The organism is Azospirillum brasilense, from assembly GCF_005222205.1.
Taxonomy (GTDB): Bacteria; Pseudomonadota; Alphaproteobacteria; order Azospirillales; family Azospirillaceae; genus Azospirillum; species Azospirillum brasilense_G.
Genome location: NZ_CP032345.1, coordinates 1,741,572 through 1,757,016 on the forward strand (window position 1 = coordinate 1,741,572; position 15,445 = coordinate 1,757,016).

A 15,445-nucleotide genomic window follows, 5' to 3' on the forward strand; every position below is an offset into this window, starting at 1 on the left:
CGTCGGTCATCGCGCTCACACGAAGAGGATCGCGCCGGTCTTCGGCGCGTCGTTCAGGAAGGTGACGACGCCGCCGGTCTTCACCGGCACGTCGGCGCGCAGAGGGGCGCCAACAGGCAGGCCGAGCGCGCGCAACCCCATCTCGCAGGCCATCACCGTGACCTTGAGCATCACGCAGGCCTCCAGCAACTCCTCGAAGCCGGCCAGCCCGTTGGCGGTGAAGGCGGCGTCACGCTCCGCTGGGCGGCTGCCGTCGTCGGCGGGGTCCAGCCGGTGCCAGCCCGGCGTGCCGTCCGTGTCTGCGGCGAGCAGCGTGTTCAGCGCGCGGCCGGTGAAGAACAGCGTGACCTTGCGGTTGGTCGCCGCCGCCGCGCTGGCCATCACCAGGGCGTAGTGCACCCGGTCGAAGCCGCCCGCGAACAGGACGATGGACAGGGACTCGGGACCTTCCATGGGTCGGGGCTCTCCCAATCGCCGCTCAGTGGGCGGACAGGTCGTGGATGGTCGGGTGGGCGCCGCACAGCGGGCAGTCCGGGTCGCGGCGCACCGTGATGCGCTGGAACGAGGCGTGCAGCGTGTCCAGCATCATCAGGCTGCCCGACAGGCTCTCGCCGATGCCCATGATTTCCTTCAGCACCTCGGTCGCCTGGAGCGAGCCGACGAAGCCGGCCAGCGCCCCCAGCACGCCGCCTTCGGAGCAGGACGGCACCAGCCCGCGCGGCGGCGGTTCGGGGAACAGGCAGCGGTAGCAGGGGTGCGGGTCGCCAAGATGCGCCTTGAAGGTGGAGACCTGCCCGTCGAAGCGCAGGATCGCCGCCGACACCAGCGTCTTCTTCGCGAAGTAGCAGGCGTCGTTGAGGAGGAAGCGCGTGGCGAAATTGTCCGAGCCGTCGGCCACGATGTCGTAGCGCCCGATCAGGTCCAGCGCGTTGTCCCGGGTCAGCCGCGCCTTGTGCACCTCCACCGCCACGTCGGGGTTCAGCGCGCGGATGCGGGCGGCGGCGCTTTCCACCTTCGCCAGGCCCAGGCTCGATTCGTCGTGGATGACCTGCCGCTGCAGGTTGGACAGGTCCACCGTGTCGTCGTCGATGACGCCGATGGTGCCCACGCCGGCCGCGGCGAGGTAGAGCAGCAGCGGCGCGCCCAGCCCGCCGGCCCCGACGACCAGGACGCGGGCGCGCAACAGCGCCTCCTGCCCGACGCCGCCGACCTCCGGCAGGATGATGTGGCGGGAATAGCGGTGAAGCTGGGTGTCGGTGAAATCCATGATCCGCAGAATAGCGCGGAACGCCCCATGCCGCGCAAGTCCCCTCGCTTCAGGCCCTCGCCGTGGGCGGCGGCGTCAGGCGAGCAGGCTCATCTTGTAGGGCGTGGTCTTCGACGTGCTGGACGACTTGTTCGCATCCTCCGCCGCCCACTGCTTCAGCCGGGCCTCGCGCTCCCGCATGATCTTGTCGAACGGGCGTTCCTCGGTCGATTCGGGCGTCTTGGCGACCTTCTGGACGAAATTCAGCTGGTACGGGATTTCGCCGACCACGTTCTTCGGCGGGACGATCACCAGCTCATACTGGCCGGGTTCGACCTTGAAGCTGGGCTTCTTCAGCATGTCCTCGCCCGACTTCGTCGGGTCCATCGTGTCGCCGGAGGCCACGACCTTGCCCTCCTTGCTCATGAGGGCCCAGCGCGTGTAGGGCAGGGACATGTTGCCGACGAACTCGCCGCCCTGGGCGACGGTCAACGTGTGCTTCTGGACGCCGCTGTCGTTGCCGACGACGGCGCGGGCGATGCCCTTCATCTGGGCGCCGCTCCCCACCATCATGATGTTCTGGCGTTCGGTGATGTCCAGCGTGTACTCGCGCTCGTTCACCCCGCGGACGGCCTGGGAGATGACCGCGGTGTAGGTGCCGGGGCCGAGCTTCGCGCTGGTCTCCGCCGCCTCGTTCTTCGCCTTCGCCTCGGCGACGACCTTGTTGTTCTGGTCGACGATCTTGATGTTGGTGTTGATGTCGGAGATTTTGAAATTGAATTCGCCGGTCTTCGACACCGTGAACTGGCGGTAATCGGTGGATGCGAGGTTGGAGTCCAATTCGTTGGTGATGCCGCGGAACTGGAACCAGTTCATCGTCGAGGCATTCGGAATCGCGACGCCCATGGTGGTCTCCCCCGCTGGTCCTGTGCCGTCCGCTCCGCACCGTCGGGCGGCCGCGCCGCAAAGCCGCGCCGTCGCCTCAAAGGGCGGAGCCGCGCCGGCCGAAAGCTCCGGCGCCGACAGGTTAGATTACTAAAATCCAATCTTTTTGTCAAAGCGCCGCCTGACGCGCGGGCCGGGCACAAAGACTAGACAGGTCCCACTCTACAGCAGGATGCGCGACGGTGCAATATTCGCCGCCCGGTTGCGCGGGACAGCGCCCGGGACACGCCCTCCCGCGCCGGTGAACGGACGCGGGAGGGGGAACGCCGGTGTTACTCCAGCCCTTCGAACAGGGCGGTGGAGAGGTAGCGCTCGGCGAAGGACGGCAGGATCACGACGATCAGCTTGCCCTCGTTCTCCGGGCGGGAGCCGATCTCCAGCGCTGCGGCCAGCGCGGCACCCGAGGAGATGCCGACCGGGATGCCTTCCAGCTTCGCCACCTTGCGGGCCGTCTCGAAGGCGCGCTGGTTGGAGATGCGGACGACCTCGTCGATCAGGTCCTTCTTCAGGACGTCCGGCACGAAGCCGGCGCCGATGCCCTGGATCTTGTGCGGGCCGGGCATGCCGCCGGACAGGACGGGGCTGTCCTCCGGCTCCACCGCGATGGTGCGGAAGCCGGGCTTGCGGGCCTTCAGGACCTCCGACACGCCGGTCAGCGTGCCGCCGGTGCCGACGCCGGAAATCAGGAAGTCGGCCTTGCCATCGGTGTCCTTCCAGATCTCCTCCGCCGTGGTGTTGCGGTGGATCTCCGGGTTGGCGGCGTTCTTGAACTGCTGGAGCATGTAGGCGTTCGGATCGGTGGCGACGATCTCGTCGGCCCGGCGGATGGCGCCCTTCATGCCCTCCGCCGCCGGGGTCAGCACCAGCTCGGCGCCCAGCAGCTTCAGCATCTTGCGGCGCTCGACCGACATGCTTTCCGGCATGGTCAGGATCAGCCGGTAGCCCTTGGCGGCGGCGACGAAGGCCAGCGCGATGCCGGTGTTGCCCGACGTCGGCTCGACCAGGGTGGTGCGGCCGGGCTCGATGGTGCCGGCGCGCTCCGCCGCGTCGATCATCGCGAAGCCGATGCGGTCCTTCACGCTGGCCAGCGGGTTGAAGAACTCAAGCTTGCCGACGATCTGGGCCTTGGCCCCGGCGTCCTCGGCCAGCCGGTTGACCCGCACCAGCGGCGTGGCGCCGACGGTGTCGAGAATGCTGTCGTAGATCTTACCGCGAAACTCGGAACCCGGCATTTTTCACTCCTCCGGTGTGTGGTATTTTCCCACTTTCTACATCATGTGTAGAATTTAACCGTTTTCCGGGTGGGATTAAATCGTAAAATCGATGCGGTCTTCGGTCTCGCTCTCGACGCCGGCGGTGCGGGCGCGCAGGCAGAGATCCTCGATGGTGATGTCGTCGAGCTTCTTCATGCATTCCTCCTGAAGCTCGTTCCACAGCGGGCGCACCACCTTGTGCCCCAGGATGGAGCCGGCCGGCTCCTCGATGGGGTCGGTCGCGGTCTCCATGGAGCGGACGACCTTGACGATCTCGCCCAGCGTGATCCGCCGGCGCTCGCGGGCCAGCCGGTAGCCGCCGCGCGGCCCGCGCACGCCGGCCAGGACGCCGTCGCGGACGAGCTGCTGGAGAACCTGCTCCAGATAGCGCTTGGGAATGCCCTGGCGGCGGGTGATCTCGCCGGACTGAACGGGTTCGGTGCCGGCGTTGTAGGCGATGTCCAGCACTGCCTCGATCGCGAACATCAGCTTCTTGGAGATGCGGAGCATCAGTGCGACTCCTGCGCGGGGGAGGACTGGGTGAACTGGCCGGTGGAACCGAAGCCCCCGGTGCCGCGGGCGCTGTCGGGAAGCGCGGCCGACTCGGCCCAAGCGGCGCGCTCGTAGCGGGCGATCACCAGCTGGGCGATGCGCTGACCGCGCTCCACCGTGAAGGGCTGGTCGCCGTGGTTGATCAGGATCACCCCGACCTCGCCGCGGTAGTCGGCGTCGATGGTGCCCGGGCTGTTCAGCACCGTGACCCCGTGCTTCAGCGCCAGGCCGGAGCGCGGGCGCACCTGCGCCTCGTAGCCGTCGGGCAGGGCGAAGGCGACGCCCGTGGGGATCAGCGCGCGGCGGCCCGGTTCCAGGACGACCGGCTCCGCCAGCGCGGCCAGCAGGTCCATGCCCGCCGCGTGTTCCGTTGCGTAGGCCGGCAGGTCCAGCCCCGCGGCGTGGGCGAGCCGGACGATGGGAACGGGAATGGCGGATGCCGTTGCGCTCACGGAATGGTCTCCTGGGGGGCAGGGGGGGAAGGCGGATTGAAATGCCGGGCGATGGCCTCGGCCAGGCGGGCGGCCACGGCGTCCTTGCCCATGGTGGGCCAGTCTTCGGTGCCGTCGGCGCGGATCAGATGGACGGTGTTGTCGGACCCGCCGAAGGTCGTGGTGCCCGGCGACACGTCGTTGGCGACGATCCAGTCGCAGCCCTTGCGCGCGCGCTTGGCGGTCGCATACTCCACCACGTTTCCGGTTTCCGCGGCGAAGCCGACGACCAGCGCCGGGCGGCGCGGCCCGGCCTGGGACAGGGTCGCCAGGATGTCGGGATTCTCGGTCAGGGCCAGACTCGGCGGACCGCCGCCGTCCTTCTTCAGCTTGCGGTCCGATTCACCGGCCACGCGCCAGTCGGCGACGGCGGCGGCGCAGACCGCGATGTCCGCGGGCAGGGCCGACTCGCAGGCCGCCAGCATCTCCCGCGCCGTCTCGATGGGGCGCACGGTGCAGCCGGGCGGGTCGGGCAGGCGGGTCGGGCCGGTGACCAGCGTCACCTCCGCCCCCAGCCGGCGCAGCGCCTCGGCGATGGCGTGGCCCTGCTTGCCGGAGGAGCGGTTGGCGATGTAGCGCACCGGGTCGATGGGTTCCACCGTCGGGCCGCTGGTGACCAGGGCGCGCTTGCCGGCCAGCGGCCTGGGCGCGTCCAACTCCTCGAAATGGGTGGCGATGGCCTGGACGATCTCCATCGGCTCGGCCATGCGCCCGAATCCGTACTCGCCGCAGGCCATCTCGCCCTTGTTCGGACCGACCCGGCGCACGCCGCGCTTTTCCAGGAGCGCCAGATTGTCGCGGGTCGCCGGATGCTCCCACATGCGGACGTTCATCGCCGGGGCGACGAGCACCGGCTTGTCGGTGGCCAGCAGCACGGTGGCGGCCAGATCGTCGGCCATGCCGGCGGCCATGCGGGCCAGCAGGTTGGCGGTGGCCGGGGCGACGACCAGCAGGTCGGCGTCGCGCGACAGCTGGATGTGCCCCATCTCCGATTCGTCGGTCAGGGACCACAGATCCTGGTAGACCGTGTCCTCGGTCAGCGCCTGCACGGACAACGGCGTGACGAACTGCGCCCCGGCCCGGGTCAGGACCGCGCGCACGCGCACGCCCCGCTCCTTCAGGCGGCGGATCAGCTCCAGGCTCTTGTAGGCCGCGATGCCGCCCGCGATGACGAGCAGGATGCGCTTGCCGGACAGCACGGATGTTTCGGCCACGGGGGTCCGCCGCTCCTTGCTATGGATTTTGTAGAATTCAGATATTCCATCATGGCGTCCAGTACAAGCGTCCTTCGCTCATCCTCACAGCAAAACCGGTGTGAAATGCACATCCATGACCGGGTTGTGAAACCACGGATGGGATATTTCGTTGCGCGACCGCATTCCAGGTCTTTCGGCCACGGCCGGTCATCGCGTAGAGTGCATTTTTAAGGATTTGCTGATAACCAGTGCAATCCGACCCACTTCGCCGTGATTTTCTTTCGAATCCATACGGTCCATGCCCGCCCTCTCAACGCCAATCCTCCTCGTCGAAGACACGCCGTCGCTGGCCCGCGTCTATGCGGAGTTCCTGAAGAAGGACTGCAGCGCCGTCACCACGGTGGAGACGGGGGCCGCGGCGCTGGAGCAGCTGGCCGACGGCGTGCCGCGGATCGTGCTTCTGGACCTCCAGCTTCCCGACATGCACGGGATGGAGGTGCTGAAGCGGATCAGCGCCCAGGCGCTGCCCTGCGCGGTCATCATCATCACCGCCCACGGGTCGGTCGGGGTGGCGGTGGAGGCGATGCGCTACGGCGCCTATGATTTCCTGGTGAAGCCCTTCTCGGCGGAGCGGCTGACCGTCACCGTGCGCAACGCCATGGAGCGGCTGCGCCTCGCCCAGCTCGTCGACAGCTTCGAGAAGGACCTGGGGCGCAGCCGCTACCACGGCTTCCTCGGCTCCTCGCTGGCGATGCAGGCGGTCTACCGGATCATCGACAGCGCCGCCTCCTCCCGCGCGACGGTCTTCATCACCGGCGAGTCGGGCACCGGCAAGGAGGTCTGCGCCGAGGCCATCCACCGGCAGAGCCCGCGGGCCGACCGGCCCTTCATCGCCATCAACTGCGGGGCCATCCCCAAGGACCTGATGGAGAGCGAGATCTTCGGCCACATGAAGGGCTCCTTCACCGGGGCGGTGGCCGACCGCGAGGGCGCGGCGGCGCGGGCCAACGGCGGCACCCTGTTCCTCGACGAGATCTGCGAGCTGGCGCCCGACCTGCAGACCAAGCTGCTGCGCTTCATCCAGACCGGCACCTTCACCCCGGTCGGCGGCAGCCGGCTGGAGAAGGTCGATCTGCGCATCATCTGCGCGACCAACCGCGACCCCCTGCGCGAGGTCGAGGAGGGCCGCTTCCGCGAGGATCTCTACTACCGCCTGCACGTCATCCCCATCCACCTGCCGCCGCTGCGCGAGCGGGAAGACGACGTGCTGGAGATCTGCCGCCAGTTCCTGGCCGACTACACGCGGGAGGAGGGCAAGGGCTTCGTCCGCTTCTCCCCGGCGGCGGAGCAGGCGCTGCGCACCTACCACTGGCCGGGCAACGTCCGGCAGGTGCAGAACGTGGTGCGCAACATCGTGGTGCTGCACGACGGCGACACGGTGACCCCGGCCATGCTGCCGGCCCCGCTCGGCACCCCGGCGGGGGCCGCCGCCGCGCCGCCCGCCGCCAACGGCGGAAACGGGCATGGCGGCGGCCACGCCCCGGGCTCCACGGTCCACGCGCCATCCCCGAAGGCGGTGAAACCGCTGTGGGAGGTGGAGCGCGACGCCATCGAGGAGGCCATCGCCGCCTGCGACGGCAACATCCCGCGCGCCGCGGCCCTGCTGGAGATCAGCGCCTCGACGATCTACCGCAAGCGCCTCGCCTGGCAGGCCGAGGGAAAACTCTGACTCCCGGCCGTTCCGGGACTCCCAAACCTCCTGTTGCGGCCCCGCGCCGCTGGTCCTGCCAAAGCATAGGCTTCGTGTGCGTTCCATTCACGCAAGACCATCGAAAGTCTTGCCGTGCCGGGACCTGCCGCCATCGGCTTATTTCCAAATGACCGGTTTGGCCACATTGGGCATATGTCGTGAAGCCGCCTTGCCGGTTCCGGTGCCATCCGGCTAGCCTCCCCTCGCGTTGCTTTGCTTGCGCTTCCGCGTGGCGCCACACCGGATCGCCGCACATGACCGCCGCACAGCCCATCGTCCTTCGCCGGCCCCTTGCGTCCCGCGGCGCGGACCGGCGGCGGGCCCCGACCGAGGAGCAGGAGTTCGCCTTATGACCACCGGCACCGTCAAATGGTTCAACACCACCAAGGGATATGGCTTCATCGCGCCGGAAGCCGGCGCCAAGGACGTGTTCGTGCACATCACGGCCGTGCAGAAGTCGGGACTTCACGCCCTGTCCGAGGGCCAGCGCGTCCAGTTTGAGGTCGCGCGCGGCAACAACGGCAAGGACGCCGCGGTCAACATCAGCGTCATGGAGTGAAGCGACGTCATGACGTGACGTAGCCGCGGAGCCGGTAGGCCTCGACGGCTTCCCGGGTCAGGCGGGGGATGTCGCGGCACAGCGACGTCACCTCGCTCACCGCGTTGCTCCGGCAGGCCAGCTCCAGCGCCCGGGCGGCCGCCGACAGGTCGCGGGCGCCGAAGGTCCCCGCGGTGCTCTTCAGCGTGTGGGCCTCCTTCGCCAGCCCGGCGAGATCGGCCGGGTTCCCGTCCGCCGCCGCCGCACCGCCGCGGGCGATGCGTTCGGCCCGCTCCAGCGTCTCCTCCACGAACTGCCGGATGACGTCGGCCAGAAGCTCCGCGTCGAGATCCCGGGCGAGTTGCTGCAGCACCTCCATGTCCAGGACGCCTCGGCCCGGCGCCCCCTCCGTCATCGGCGCGGTGGCCTCCGCAGGCGCGGCGGGCGCGGCGGCATCCAACGGGGCCGCCTCCAGCCAGCGGGCCACCGTTTCCAGCAGATGCGGACGGTCGACGGGCTTGGCGACATGCCCGTTCATCCCGGCGGCCAGACAGCGTTCGCGGTCGCTGTCCATGGCGTCGGCGGTCATCGCGATGATCGGGACGGTGCCGGCCGGCGGCGGCAGGGCGCGCAGCCGGCGGGTGGCGGTCAGCCCGTCCATCTCCGGCATGGCGAGGTCCATCAGGACCAGCCCGTAGGGCGACGGGCCGGACGCCGCGGCCTCCACCGCCTCCAGCGCTTCCCGCCCGTTGTTGGCGATGTCGACCTGATGGCCGGCGCCGCGCAGCAGCAGGGCGGCGACCATCTGGTTGGTCGGGCTGTCCTCGACCAGGAGAATCCGCCGACCCGTTCCGGCGGCGGGCGGAACGGCCGCGCCTTGTGGACGCGGCTCCGCGGCGGGCGGCGCTTCCGCCGCGCTCCGCCCGGTCATGGCGGCGAGCAGGCGGGAGGGCCGGGCCGGCTTCGTCACGGTGGCGTCGGCGCCGTTGCCATCCCCACCCCCACCCCCACCCAAGGTCCGTTGCGGCAGGGCGAGACGGACGATCCGCCCCACGCCCCGCGCGCGCAGCCGGTCGGTCAGCGAGCCGGCGACCGGGCTCTCCACGCTGCCGATCACCGCGGCATCGGCGGCGGGCAGGGTATCGGCGTCCAGTCCCGCCACCATCGCCGCCACGTCCGGCGCGCTGACCGTGGCCCCCCAGGAGCGGAGCTGTTCGGCCAGAGCCCGCCGGGCGACGGGATTGGATTCCAGAAGAAGAACCGCGTGCCCGGCGAGCGGCGGCGGCTCCGCACCGGCGGTCCGCAGCGTTCCGGGCTCCAGCGGCAGGGTGAACCAGAAGCGGCTGCCCTGGCCGGCGGCGCTGTCGAACCCGATGCTCCCCCCCATCATCTCCACCAGCCGCTTGGAGATCGCCAACCCCAGCCCGGCGCCGTCGTGGCGGCGCGACAGGCGGGGGTGGACCTGGGAGAACTCCGTGAATAGCTCGGCCTGTGCGTCCTGCGGAATGCCGATGCCGGTGTCGGCCACCTCGAAGCGCAGGCGCGGCGGCGCTTGGCCGTCGCCGTCCAATTCCGACAGGGTGACGGCGACGCCGCCGCGGTCGGTGAACTTCACGGCGTTGCCGACGAGGTTCAGCAGGACCTGCCGCACCCGGCCCGAGTCGCCGCGCAGCGTCGCCGGCAGGCCGCCGGGGATGCAGACGGCCAGCTCGATCCCCTTGGCGAAGGCGCGGGCGGCCTGCAGCTCGGCCACGCTCTCCACCACCTCGGCGGGCGAGAAGCGGCCCGACTCCAGGGTCAGCTTCCCGGCCTCCATCTTGGAGATGTCCAGGATGTCGTTGAGCATGGACAGCAGCGCCTCCGCCGACTCGCGGGCGGTGCGGGCGTAGGTGCGCTGCTCCTCCCCCAGCGGGCCGTCCAGCAGCAGCCCCAGCATGCCCAGGACGCCGTTCATCGGGGTGCGGATCTCGTGGCTGATGGTGCGCAGGAACTCCGACTTGGCGCGGCTCGCCAGCTCCGCCTGCTCCTTGGCGAGGCGGAGCTGCGCCTCGGTGCGGCGGTGGGCGGTGATGTCGCGGAAGGACACCATCGCCATGGTCCGCCCGCGGTAGGGGACGTAGCGGGTCTCCCCCTGCACCGTCAGCCGTTCACCGTTGCGGCGCAGGCAGACGGTCTCGAAGGGAGTCTCGTCGCGGGCGCGGATGCGCTGCCAGGTGAGTTCACGATCCTCCGGCGCCATCATCGCGGTGATGGACTGCCCCGTCAGCTCGTCCGGCGCGTAGCCCAGGATGGCGGCGGCGGCGCGGTTGGCGTCGGCGATCACCCCCTGCTCGTGCACCAGGATGCCGTCCATGGCGGCGTCCGACAGTTTGCGGAAACGGTCCTCGCTCTCGCGCAGCGCCCGCTCCGCCCGGCGGTGGTCGGTGATGTCGGTGTAGGTCATCAAGACCGAGCGGTCGGGCAGGAAGCCGGCGGTGATCTCCAGCACCCGGCCGTCGGGGCGCGTGCGCTCGATGCGGCTGACACCCTCGGGGCGCAGGTTGGTCAGGTGGCGGGCGACGATCTCCGCCGTGTCGCCGGAGCCGAACTCGCCGCGCTCGGCCATGAAGCGCAGGAAGCCGGGCATGCTGAGGCCGGGATGGAGCGCGTCGTCCGGCAGATCGAGCATCTCGCGCAGGCGCCGGTTGCAGGTCAGGAAATGGCCGTCCGCGCTCCACACCACGAGGCCCTGCGACATGGCGCTGAAGGTGGCCTCCAGCAGGTCGGACTTGTGGGCCAGCTCCTGCTCGCGCCGTTTCAGCTCGCTGATGTCGGTGCGCAGCCCAACATAGCCGCCGTCGCTGGTCCGCCGCTCCTCGATCTTGAACCAGCGCCCGTCACCGATCCGCAGCACTTGCGGCCCCTGTGGGTTGCGGTGCCGCTCCATCTCCCGCTCGACCCAGCGGTCGATGTCGCCGGGGCCGCAGTCGGGGTAATGGCCGGTGGCGGCGGCGCGGCGAATCAGCGATTCGAAGGGGATGCCGGGCTCCAGAGGCCCCAGCAGGGCGTAGATTTCGCGGAAACGGGCGTTGCACTGGACCAGCCGGTCGTCGGCGTCGAACAGGGCGAAGCCCTCGTTGACGACCTCGATGGCTTCGGACAGGCGGCGGTGGGCGTCGGCCGCCCGGCCGTCGGCGGCGCGGGCCTCCGCCTGGGCACGCCGGGTGGCCTCCCGTTCGCGCATCACCGCCAGACCCATCACCGCGCCGGCCAGCCCGATTCCGAAAAAGGGCCAGATCAGCTCGTCGGTTCCATGCTCCAGAAGATGCTGCAGCGTGTGCAGCGCGCTTGCCATCAGAAGGAGGAACGCGACCAGGGTGAGCCAGCTCCAGCGGCGCAGCCGGTGGTGGGGGAACGACATTCGGCGCTCCGCATAGGACTCCGCATAGGACAAGGCGAAAACGTTACGGCTTTTGCGCCTCCGGAGCAATAAATCCAGGGGTGTTGCGCAGCCGGTCGACGGCGCGGCGCCGGCCAAGCAGGCCGTGGCGCGGCCCGAACAGGACGGCCAGCGCCAGGATCAGCCCGGACGCCACGGCGATCATCCCCGCGGCGTTCAGCGAGTGGGAGGCCCCGAGCAGCATCGGCCCGAAGGCCGCCGCGCCATAACCGGCCAGCGCCGCCAGCACCCCCAGCGCGACGCTGAGCAGGATCTGCGCGGCCAGCCGGTCGGTCAGCAGGCGGGCGGCGGCGGGCGGGGCGATCAGCATGGCGATGACCAGGATGGAGCCCACCGCCTCGAAGGCGGCGATCGCGGTGGCGGCGACCAGAAGCACCACCCCGTAATGGAACAGCCCCGCCGGGATGCCCAGCGTGGAGGCCAGCGCCGGGTCGAAGGTGGTGATCTTCAGCTCCTTGTAGAACAGCCCGACCAGGGCGACGCAGAGCGCGAAGACCGCGGCCAGCGTCAGCACCTCCCGCGGCAGGGCGGCCCACACCGCCGGGTCGGTCAGCGAGTGCCAGCCCTTGGGGGCCAGCCACAGGATGGTCTCCAACTGGCCGTAGAGCACGCAGTCGGCGTCGAGATCGACGCCCCCCGCCGAGGCCTGCTCGATCATCACCACGCCGGCGGCGAACATCACGGTGAAGACGACGCCCATGGCGGCGCCGGACTCCAGCCGGCCCAGCCGCCGCACCGCCTCGATCAGCAGGCCGGCCAGCGCCGCGGCGGCCAGCGCGCCGAGCATCATCGGCAGCGTCTCCCGCGTGCCGGCGACCAGGAAGCCGCCGACGATGCCGGGCAGGATGGCGTGGCTGACCGCGTCGCCCATCATCCCCTGGCGCCGCAGCACCAGGAAATTGCCGACCAGCGCACAGGCCGCGCAGGCCAGCACCGCGGCGAGCAGGGCGGGGGCGTCGATCTGAAGGAATTCCTGGACGTCGGGCATCATGACGGGGCGCTCCGCTCCTCCAGCAGCCGGACCATGTCGCCGGGCAGGACCGAGTCGATGGGGTCGACGCCCCAGTTGGCGTGGGCGGGCAGCAGGGCCGGGTAGTCGGCGAGGAACCGCTCCCACAGGCGGCGGTCGCGCGCCGCCGCGCGGGCGGCCGCCTGCCCGGCGGGGGTCAGGGCGCCGTCCCGTGCGTAGCCGCGCAGGCGCAGCCAGAGCGCCGGGGCGCCCGCCACCGGGCGGCCGTCCAGAAGGTCGGTCAGGGCGCGCCGCTCGGCGAAGGTCAGGCGCAGCCGCCCCTGGCGCAGCGCGGCGGCGACCAGCCCGCGCGCCGGGGCGAACAGGAAGCTCAGCAGGAAGAAGCCCCCGGCGACCAGGACGATGACCGCGCCGGCCGGAAGCTTGGGCAGCAGGGCCGACAGGGTGGCGCCGAGCCAGCCGGACAGCGCGCCGATCACCGCCGCGGCGACGGTCAGGGCGGGCAGCCGATCGGTCCAGAAGCGCGCCGCGGCGGGCGGGATGATGAGGAGGGCCACCACCAGGATCAGCCCCACCGTCTGGAGCCCGATCACCGTCACCAGCGTCGCCAGCCCCATCAGCACGAGGTCGAGCGCCCCCACTGGCCAGCCCTGCACGGCGGCGAAGCCGGGGTCGAAGGCCAGCACCCGCAATTCCTTGAACAGCAGGGCGACGGCCAGCGCCGCCCCGGCGGCCAGCAGGCCGATGGCGATGGCCTCGCCCTGCGCCATGGCGGCGGTCTGGCCCAGGATGAAGGTCTTCAGCCCGGCCTGCCCGCCCAACTCCAGATTCTGGATGACGCTGAGCAGCACGACGCCCAGCCCGAAGAAGACCGACAGCACCGCGCCGATCGCCGAATCCTCGGTCAGCCGGGTGAAGCGGGTCAGCGCCTGCACGGTCAGCAGCCCGACCACCCCACTGGCCACCGCCCCGGCCAGCAGCAGCGGCAGCGAGCGTTCCGGCAGGCCGAGCGCCGCCCCGACGAGGAAGGCGACGGCGATGCCGGGCAAAGTGGCGTGGCTCAGCGCGTCACTGACCAGCGCGCGGCGGCGCAGCAGCAGGAAGGTGCCGACCGTCCCGCCGGCCAGCCCCAGCGCGGCGGTCCCGGCGACCACCACGGCGCTGTTGAAGCCGGACTGGAAGGTCAGGATGCGCAACGCCTCATCCATCATGACGCCTCCGCTTCCTCTGCCGCTGCGGGGGCCGGCATGGGCCGTCCGCCGTAGGTGCGGGACAGCAGATCGGGGGTCATCACCCGCGCGACCGGCCCCTGGGCGACGACGCGGGTGTTGAGCAGCAGCGCGTGGTCGAAATAGTCGCTGACCGTCTGGAGGTCGTGGTGGACGCAGATCACCGTCCGCCCGGCGGCATCGAGGTCGCGCAGCACCTGGAGCACGGCGCGCTCCGTCGCGGCGTCCACCCCGGCGAAGGGCTCGTCCATGAAATAGAGCTGCGCCTCCTGCGCCAGCGCGCGGGCCAGGAAGACGCGCTGCTGCTGGCCGCCGGACAGCTGGCCGATCTGGCGCTTGGCGAAGTCGGCCATGCCCACCCGCTCCAGCGCGTGCAGCGCCGCCTCCCTGTGGGCGCGGGTGACCGGACGGAACCAGCCGATCTTTCCGTAGCGGCCCATCGCCACCACGTCGAGCGCCGAGACGGGGAAGTCCCAGTCCACACTCTCCCGCTGCGGCACATAGCCGATGAGGCGGCGCTGCTTGGCGATCGGGCGCCCGAACACCTCCACCGTGCCCGACACGCTCGGGACCAGCCCGAGGCACGCCTTGATGAGGGTCGACTTGCCCGCCCCGTTCGGCCCGACCACGGCGATCAGCCCGCCCGACGGGGCGGCGTAGTCGACGTTCCACAGCACCGGCCGGCGGTGGTAGGCGACGGTCAGGCCGCGGATCTCCAGGGGCGGCGGCCCGATGGGCGAGGCCTCCTCGGGGGCGGTGCGGCTGCCGGGGGTGCGCCAGAGATACTGCATGGTCCGTTCCTCCTCCGCCGCGTCAGCGCTGCGCCAGGGCGAGCTTGCCCTGGAAGCCGTCGGCCGGCGCCTCGCCGCCCAGCGCGCGGGCGATGGTCGTCACATTGTGGTCGATCATGCCGATGTAGGTGCCCTCATAACTGCCCGGCGCGCCCATGGCGTCGGAGAACAGGGCACCGCCCAGCGTCACGCTGTGACCGCGCGCGCCCGCCCCTTCGACCAGGGCGCGGACGTTGCGGTCGGACACGCTGGTTTCCGGGAAGACCGCCGGCACGCCGCGGTCCGCCAGCAGCGCGGCCAGCTCCTCGATGATCCGCAGGCCGGCTTCCGATTCGGTGCTGATCCCCTGGATGCCGCGCACCTCGATCCCGTAGGCGCGGCCCAGATAGTTGAAGGCGTCGTGGGCGGTGACCAGAACGCGGGCCTTGCCGGGGATGGCGGACAGGACGCGCCGGGCGTACGCGTCGAGCCGCGCCAGCTCCGCCCCGTACGCGTCGGCGTTGCGGGCGTACGTCTCGGCGCCCGCGGGATCGAGCCGCGCCAGACCGTCGCGGATGGCCGGCAGGGTGCTCGCCCAGATGCCCACATCCATCCAGATGTGCGGGTCGTGGGCGCCCTCGAACTCGGGCGGGCTGAGCAGCCGCTCCTTGGGCACGGCGTCGCCCAGCGCCACCACCGGCTTTCCGGACTCGCGCAGCCGGTCGAAGGCGGCGGTCATCTTGCCTTCCAGATGCAGGCCGCTGATGAACACCGCGTCGGCCCGCAGCAGCTTCACCGTGTCGGAGCGGGTGGGCTTGAACAGGTGCGGATCGACGCCTTCGCCCATCAGCGCCTCCACCTCCGCCCGGTCGCCGGCCACCGCCCGCACGAGGTCGGCGACCATGCCGGTGGTGGCGACGATGTTCGGGCGCTCGCCTTGGAGCCGTTCACCCTCGGCCCTGGCGGTTCCCGGCAGCAGCAGCGCGGCGGCCAAGCCCACGATGGCGATAAACTTCGTCAGGCTCTTCGTCGCGACGGTATTTGAACATATGTTCATATTCACTGC

Annotated in this window: 14 protein-coding genes; 2 read left to right on the forward strand and 12 right to left on the reverse strand. The window is 70.6% G+C overall.

The features are described from left to right. Positions 1-15: 15 nt before the first annotated feature. The 7 genes from D3869_RS08445 to coaBC all read right to left on the reverse strand — a co-directional run bounded on the left by D3869_RS08445 (position 16) and on the right by coaBC (position 5,701). Positions 16-453: a DsrE family protein gene (locus tag D3869_RS08445; RefSeq protein WP_137139683.1), complete on the reverse strand. Its 438-nt coding sequence runs from the start codon at positions 451-453 to the stop codon at positions 16-18. A gap of 25 nt (positions 454-478) precedes the next feature. After that, positions 479-1,267 carry a HesA/MoeB/ThiF family protein gene (locus tag D3869_RS08450; protein ID WP_137139684.1) on the reverse strand — a complete coding sequence of 263 codons (789 nt, stop codon included), beginning with the start codon at positions 1,265-1,267 and terminating at the stop codon, positions 479-481. 75 nt (positions 1,268-1,342) lie between these two features. Next, positions 1,343-2,152, reverse strand: coding sequence for a hypothetical protein (locus D3869_RS08455; RefSeq protein WP_137139685.1), 810 nt, complete (start codon positions 2,150-2,152; stop codon positions 1,343-1,345). A 311-nt stretch (positions 2,153-2,463) separates the two neighbouring features. Next, positions 2,464-3,423 (reverse strand): cysteine synthase A, encoded by a 960-nt coding sequence (gene cysK / locus D3869_RS08460; RefSeq protein ID WP_035669937.1) that lies wholly within the window; start codon positions 3,421-3,423, stop codon positions 2,464-2,466. 75 nt (positions 3,424-3,498) lie between these two features. Next, on the reverse strand, positions 3,499-3,954 hold the full coding sequence (locus D3869_RS08465; RefSeq protein WP_014238770.1) for an RrF2 family transcriptional regulator: 456 nt from the start codon (positions 3,952-3,954) through the stop codon (positions 3,499-3,501). Then, positions 3,954-4,448 (reverse strand): dUTP diphosphatase, encoded by a 495-nt coding sequence (gene dut, locus D3869_RS08470; protein ID WP_137139686.1) that lies wholly within the window; start codon positions 4,446-4,448, stop codon positions 3,954-3,956. Before dut ends, D3869_RS08465 begins: the two co-directional genes overlap by 1 nt. Continuing rightward, complete coding sequence (gene coaBC / locus D3869_RS08475; RefSeq protein WP_137139687.1) at positions 4,445-5,701, reverse strand: bifunctional phosphopantothenoylcysteine decarboxylase/phosphopantothenate--cysteine ligase CoaBC; 1,257 nt, start codon at positions 5,699-5,701, stop codon at positions 4,445-4,447. Before coaBC ends, dut begins: the two co-directional genes overlap by 4 nt. A 280-nt stretch (positions 5,702-5,981) precedes the next feature. Between coaBC and D3869_RS08480 the strand changes: the two genes are divergently transcribed. Together D3869_RS08480 and D3869_RS08485 are read left to right on the forward strand one after the other, a co-directional pair. After that, the gene (locus D3869_RS08480) at positions 5,982-7,412 is read left to right on the forward strand and encodes a sigma-54-dependent transcriptional regulator (protein WP_137139688.1); all 1,431 of its coding nucleotides are present in this window, start codon (positions 5,982-5,984) and stop codon (positions 7,410-7,412) included. 370 nt (positions 7,413-7,782) lie between these two features. Continuing rightward, complete coding sequence (locus tag D3869_RS08485) at positions 7,783-7,992, forward strand: cold-shock protein (protein ID WP_094301501.1); 210 nt, start codon at positions 7,783-7,785, stop codon at positions 7,990-7,992. A gap of 7 nt (positions 7,993-7,999) precedes the next feature. On the opposite strand, the gene D3869_RS08490 is transcribed toward D3869_RS08485, so the two are convergent. The 5 genes from D3869_RS08490 to D3869_RS08510 are packed head-to-tail and all read right to left on the reverse strand — an operon-like array spanning position 8,000 to position 15,436. Further along, a complete protein-coding gene (locus D3869_RS08490; protein ID WP_137139689.1) occupies positions 8,000-11,371 on the reverse strand; it encodes a PAS-domain containing protein in 3,372 nt (1,123 codons plus the stop codon). Between the two features lie 43 nt (positions 11,372-11,414). Continuing rightward, positions 11,415-12,401 carry a metal ABC transporter permease gene (locus D3869_RS08495; protein WP_137139690.1) on the reverse strand — a complete coding sequence of 329 codons (987 nt, stop codon included), beginning with the start codon at positions 12,399-12,401 and terminating at the stop codon, positions 11,415-11,417. Next, positions 12,398-13,591: a metal ABC transporter permease gene (locus D3869_RS08500; protein WP_137139691.1), complete on the reverse strand. Its 1,194-nt coding sequence runs from the start codon at positions 13,589-13,591 to the stop codon at positions 12,398-12,400. The genes D3869_RS08495 and D3869_RS08500 overlap by 4 nt, the downstream gene beginning before the upstream one ends. Then, on the reverse strand, positions 13,588-14,400 hold the full coding sequence (locus tag D3869_RS08505) for a metal ABC transporter ATP-binding protein (RefSeq protein WP_137139692.1): 813 nt from the start codon (positions 14,398-14,400) through the stop codon (positions 13,588-13,590). Before D3869_RS08505 ends, D3869_RS08500 begins: the two co-directional genes overlap by 4 nt. Positions 14,401-14,422: 22 nt before the next feature. Further along, complete coding sequence (locus D3869_RS08510; protein ID WP_247895596.1) at positions 14,423-15,436, reverse strand: metal ABC transporter solute-binding protein, Zn/Mn family; 1,014 nt, start codon at positions 15,434-15,436, stop codon at positions 14,423-14,425. Positions 15,437-15,445 lie beyond the last annotated feature (9 nt).

Bases quoted from the DNA above. Each gene is read 5' to 3' on its own strand.
- D3869_RS08495 (WP_137139690.1), bottom strand. From the start codon at position 12,401: ATGATGCCCGACGTCCAGGAATTCCTTCAGATCGACGCCCCCGCCCTG.
- D3869_RS08510 (WP_247895596.1), bottom strand. From the start codon at position 15,436: ATGAACATATGTTCAAATACCGTCGCGACGAAGAGCCTGACGAAGTTT.
- D3869_RS08445 (WP_137139683.1), bottom strand. From the start codon at position 453: ATGGAAGGTCCCGAGTCCCTGTCCATCGTCCTGTTCGCGGGCGGCTTC.
- D3869_RS08465 (WP_014238770.1), bottom strand. From the start codon at position 3,954: ATGCTCCGCATCTCCAAGAAGCTGATGTTCGCGATCGAGGCAGTGCTG.
- cysK (WP_035669937.1), bottom strand. From the start codon at position 3,423: ATGCCGGGTTCCGAGTTTCGCGGTAAGATCTACGACAGCATTCTCGAC.
- D3869_RS08505 (WP_137139692.1), bottom strand. From the start codon at position 14,400: ATGCAGTATCTCTGGCGCACCCCCGGCAGCCGCACCGCCCCCGAGGAG.
- D3869_RS08490 (WP_137139689.1), bottom strand. From the start codon at position 11,371: ATGTCGTTCCCCCACCACCGGCTGCGCCGCTGGAGCTGGCTCACCCTG.
- D3869_RS08480 (WP_137139688.1), top strand. From the start codon at position 5,982: ATGCCCGCCCTCTCAACGCCAATCCTCCTCGTCGAAGACACGCCGTCG.
- D3869_RS08500 (WP_137139691.1), bottom strand. From the start codon at position 13,591: ATGATGGATGAGGCGTTGCGCATCCTGACCTTCCAGTCCGGCTTCAAC.
- D3869_RS08450 (WP_137139684.1), bottom strand. From the start codon at position 1,267: ATGGATTTCACCGACACCCAGCTTCACCGCTATTCCCGCCACATCATC.
- D3869_RS08485 (WP_094301501.1), top strand. From the start codon at position 7,783: ATGACCACCGGCACCGTCAAATGGTTCAACACCACCAAGGGATATGGC.
- D3869_RS08455 (WP_137139685.1), bottom strand. From the start codon at position 2,152: ATGGGCGTCGCGATTCCGAATGCCTCGACGATGAACTGGTTCCAGTTC.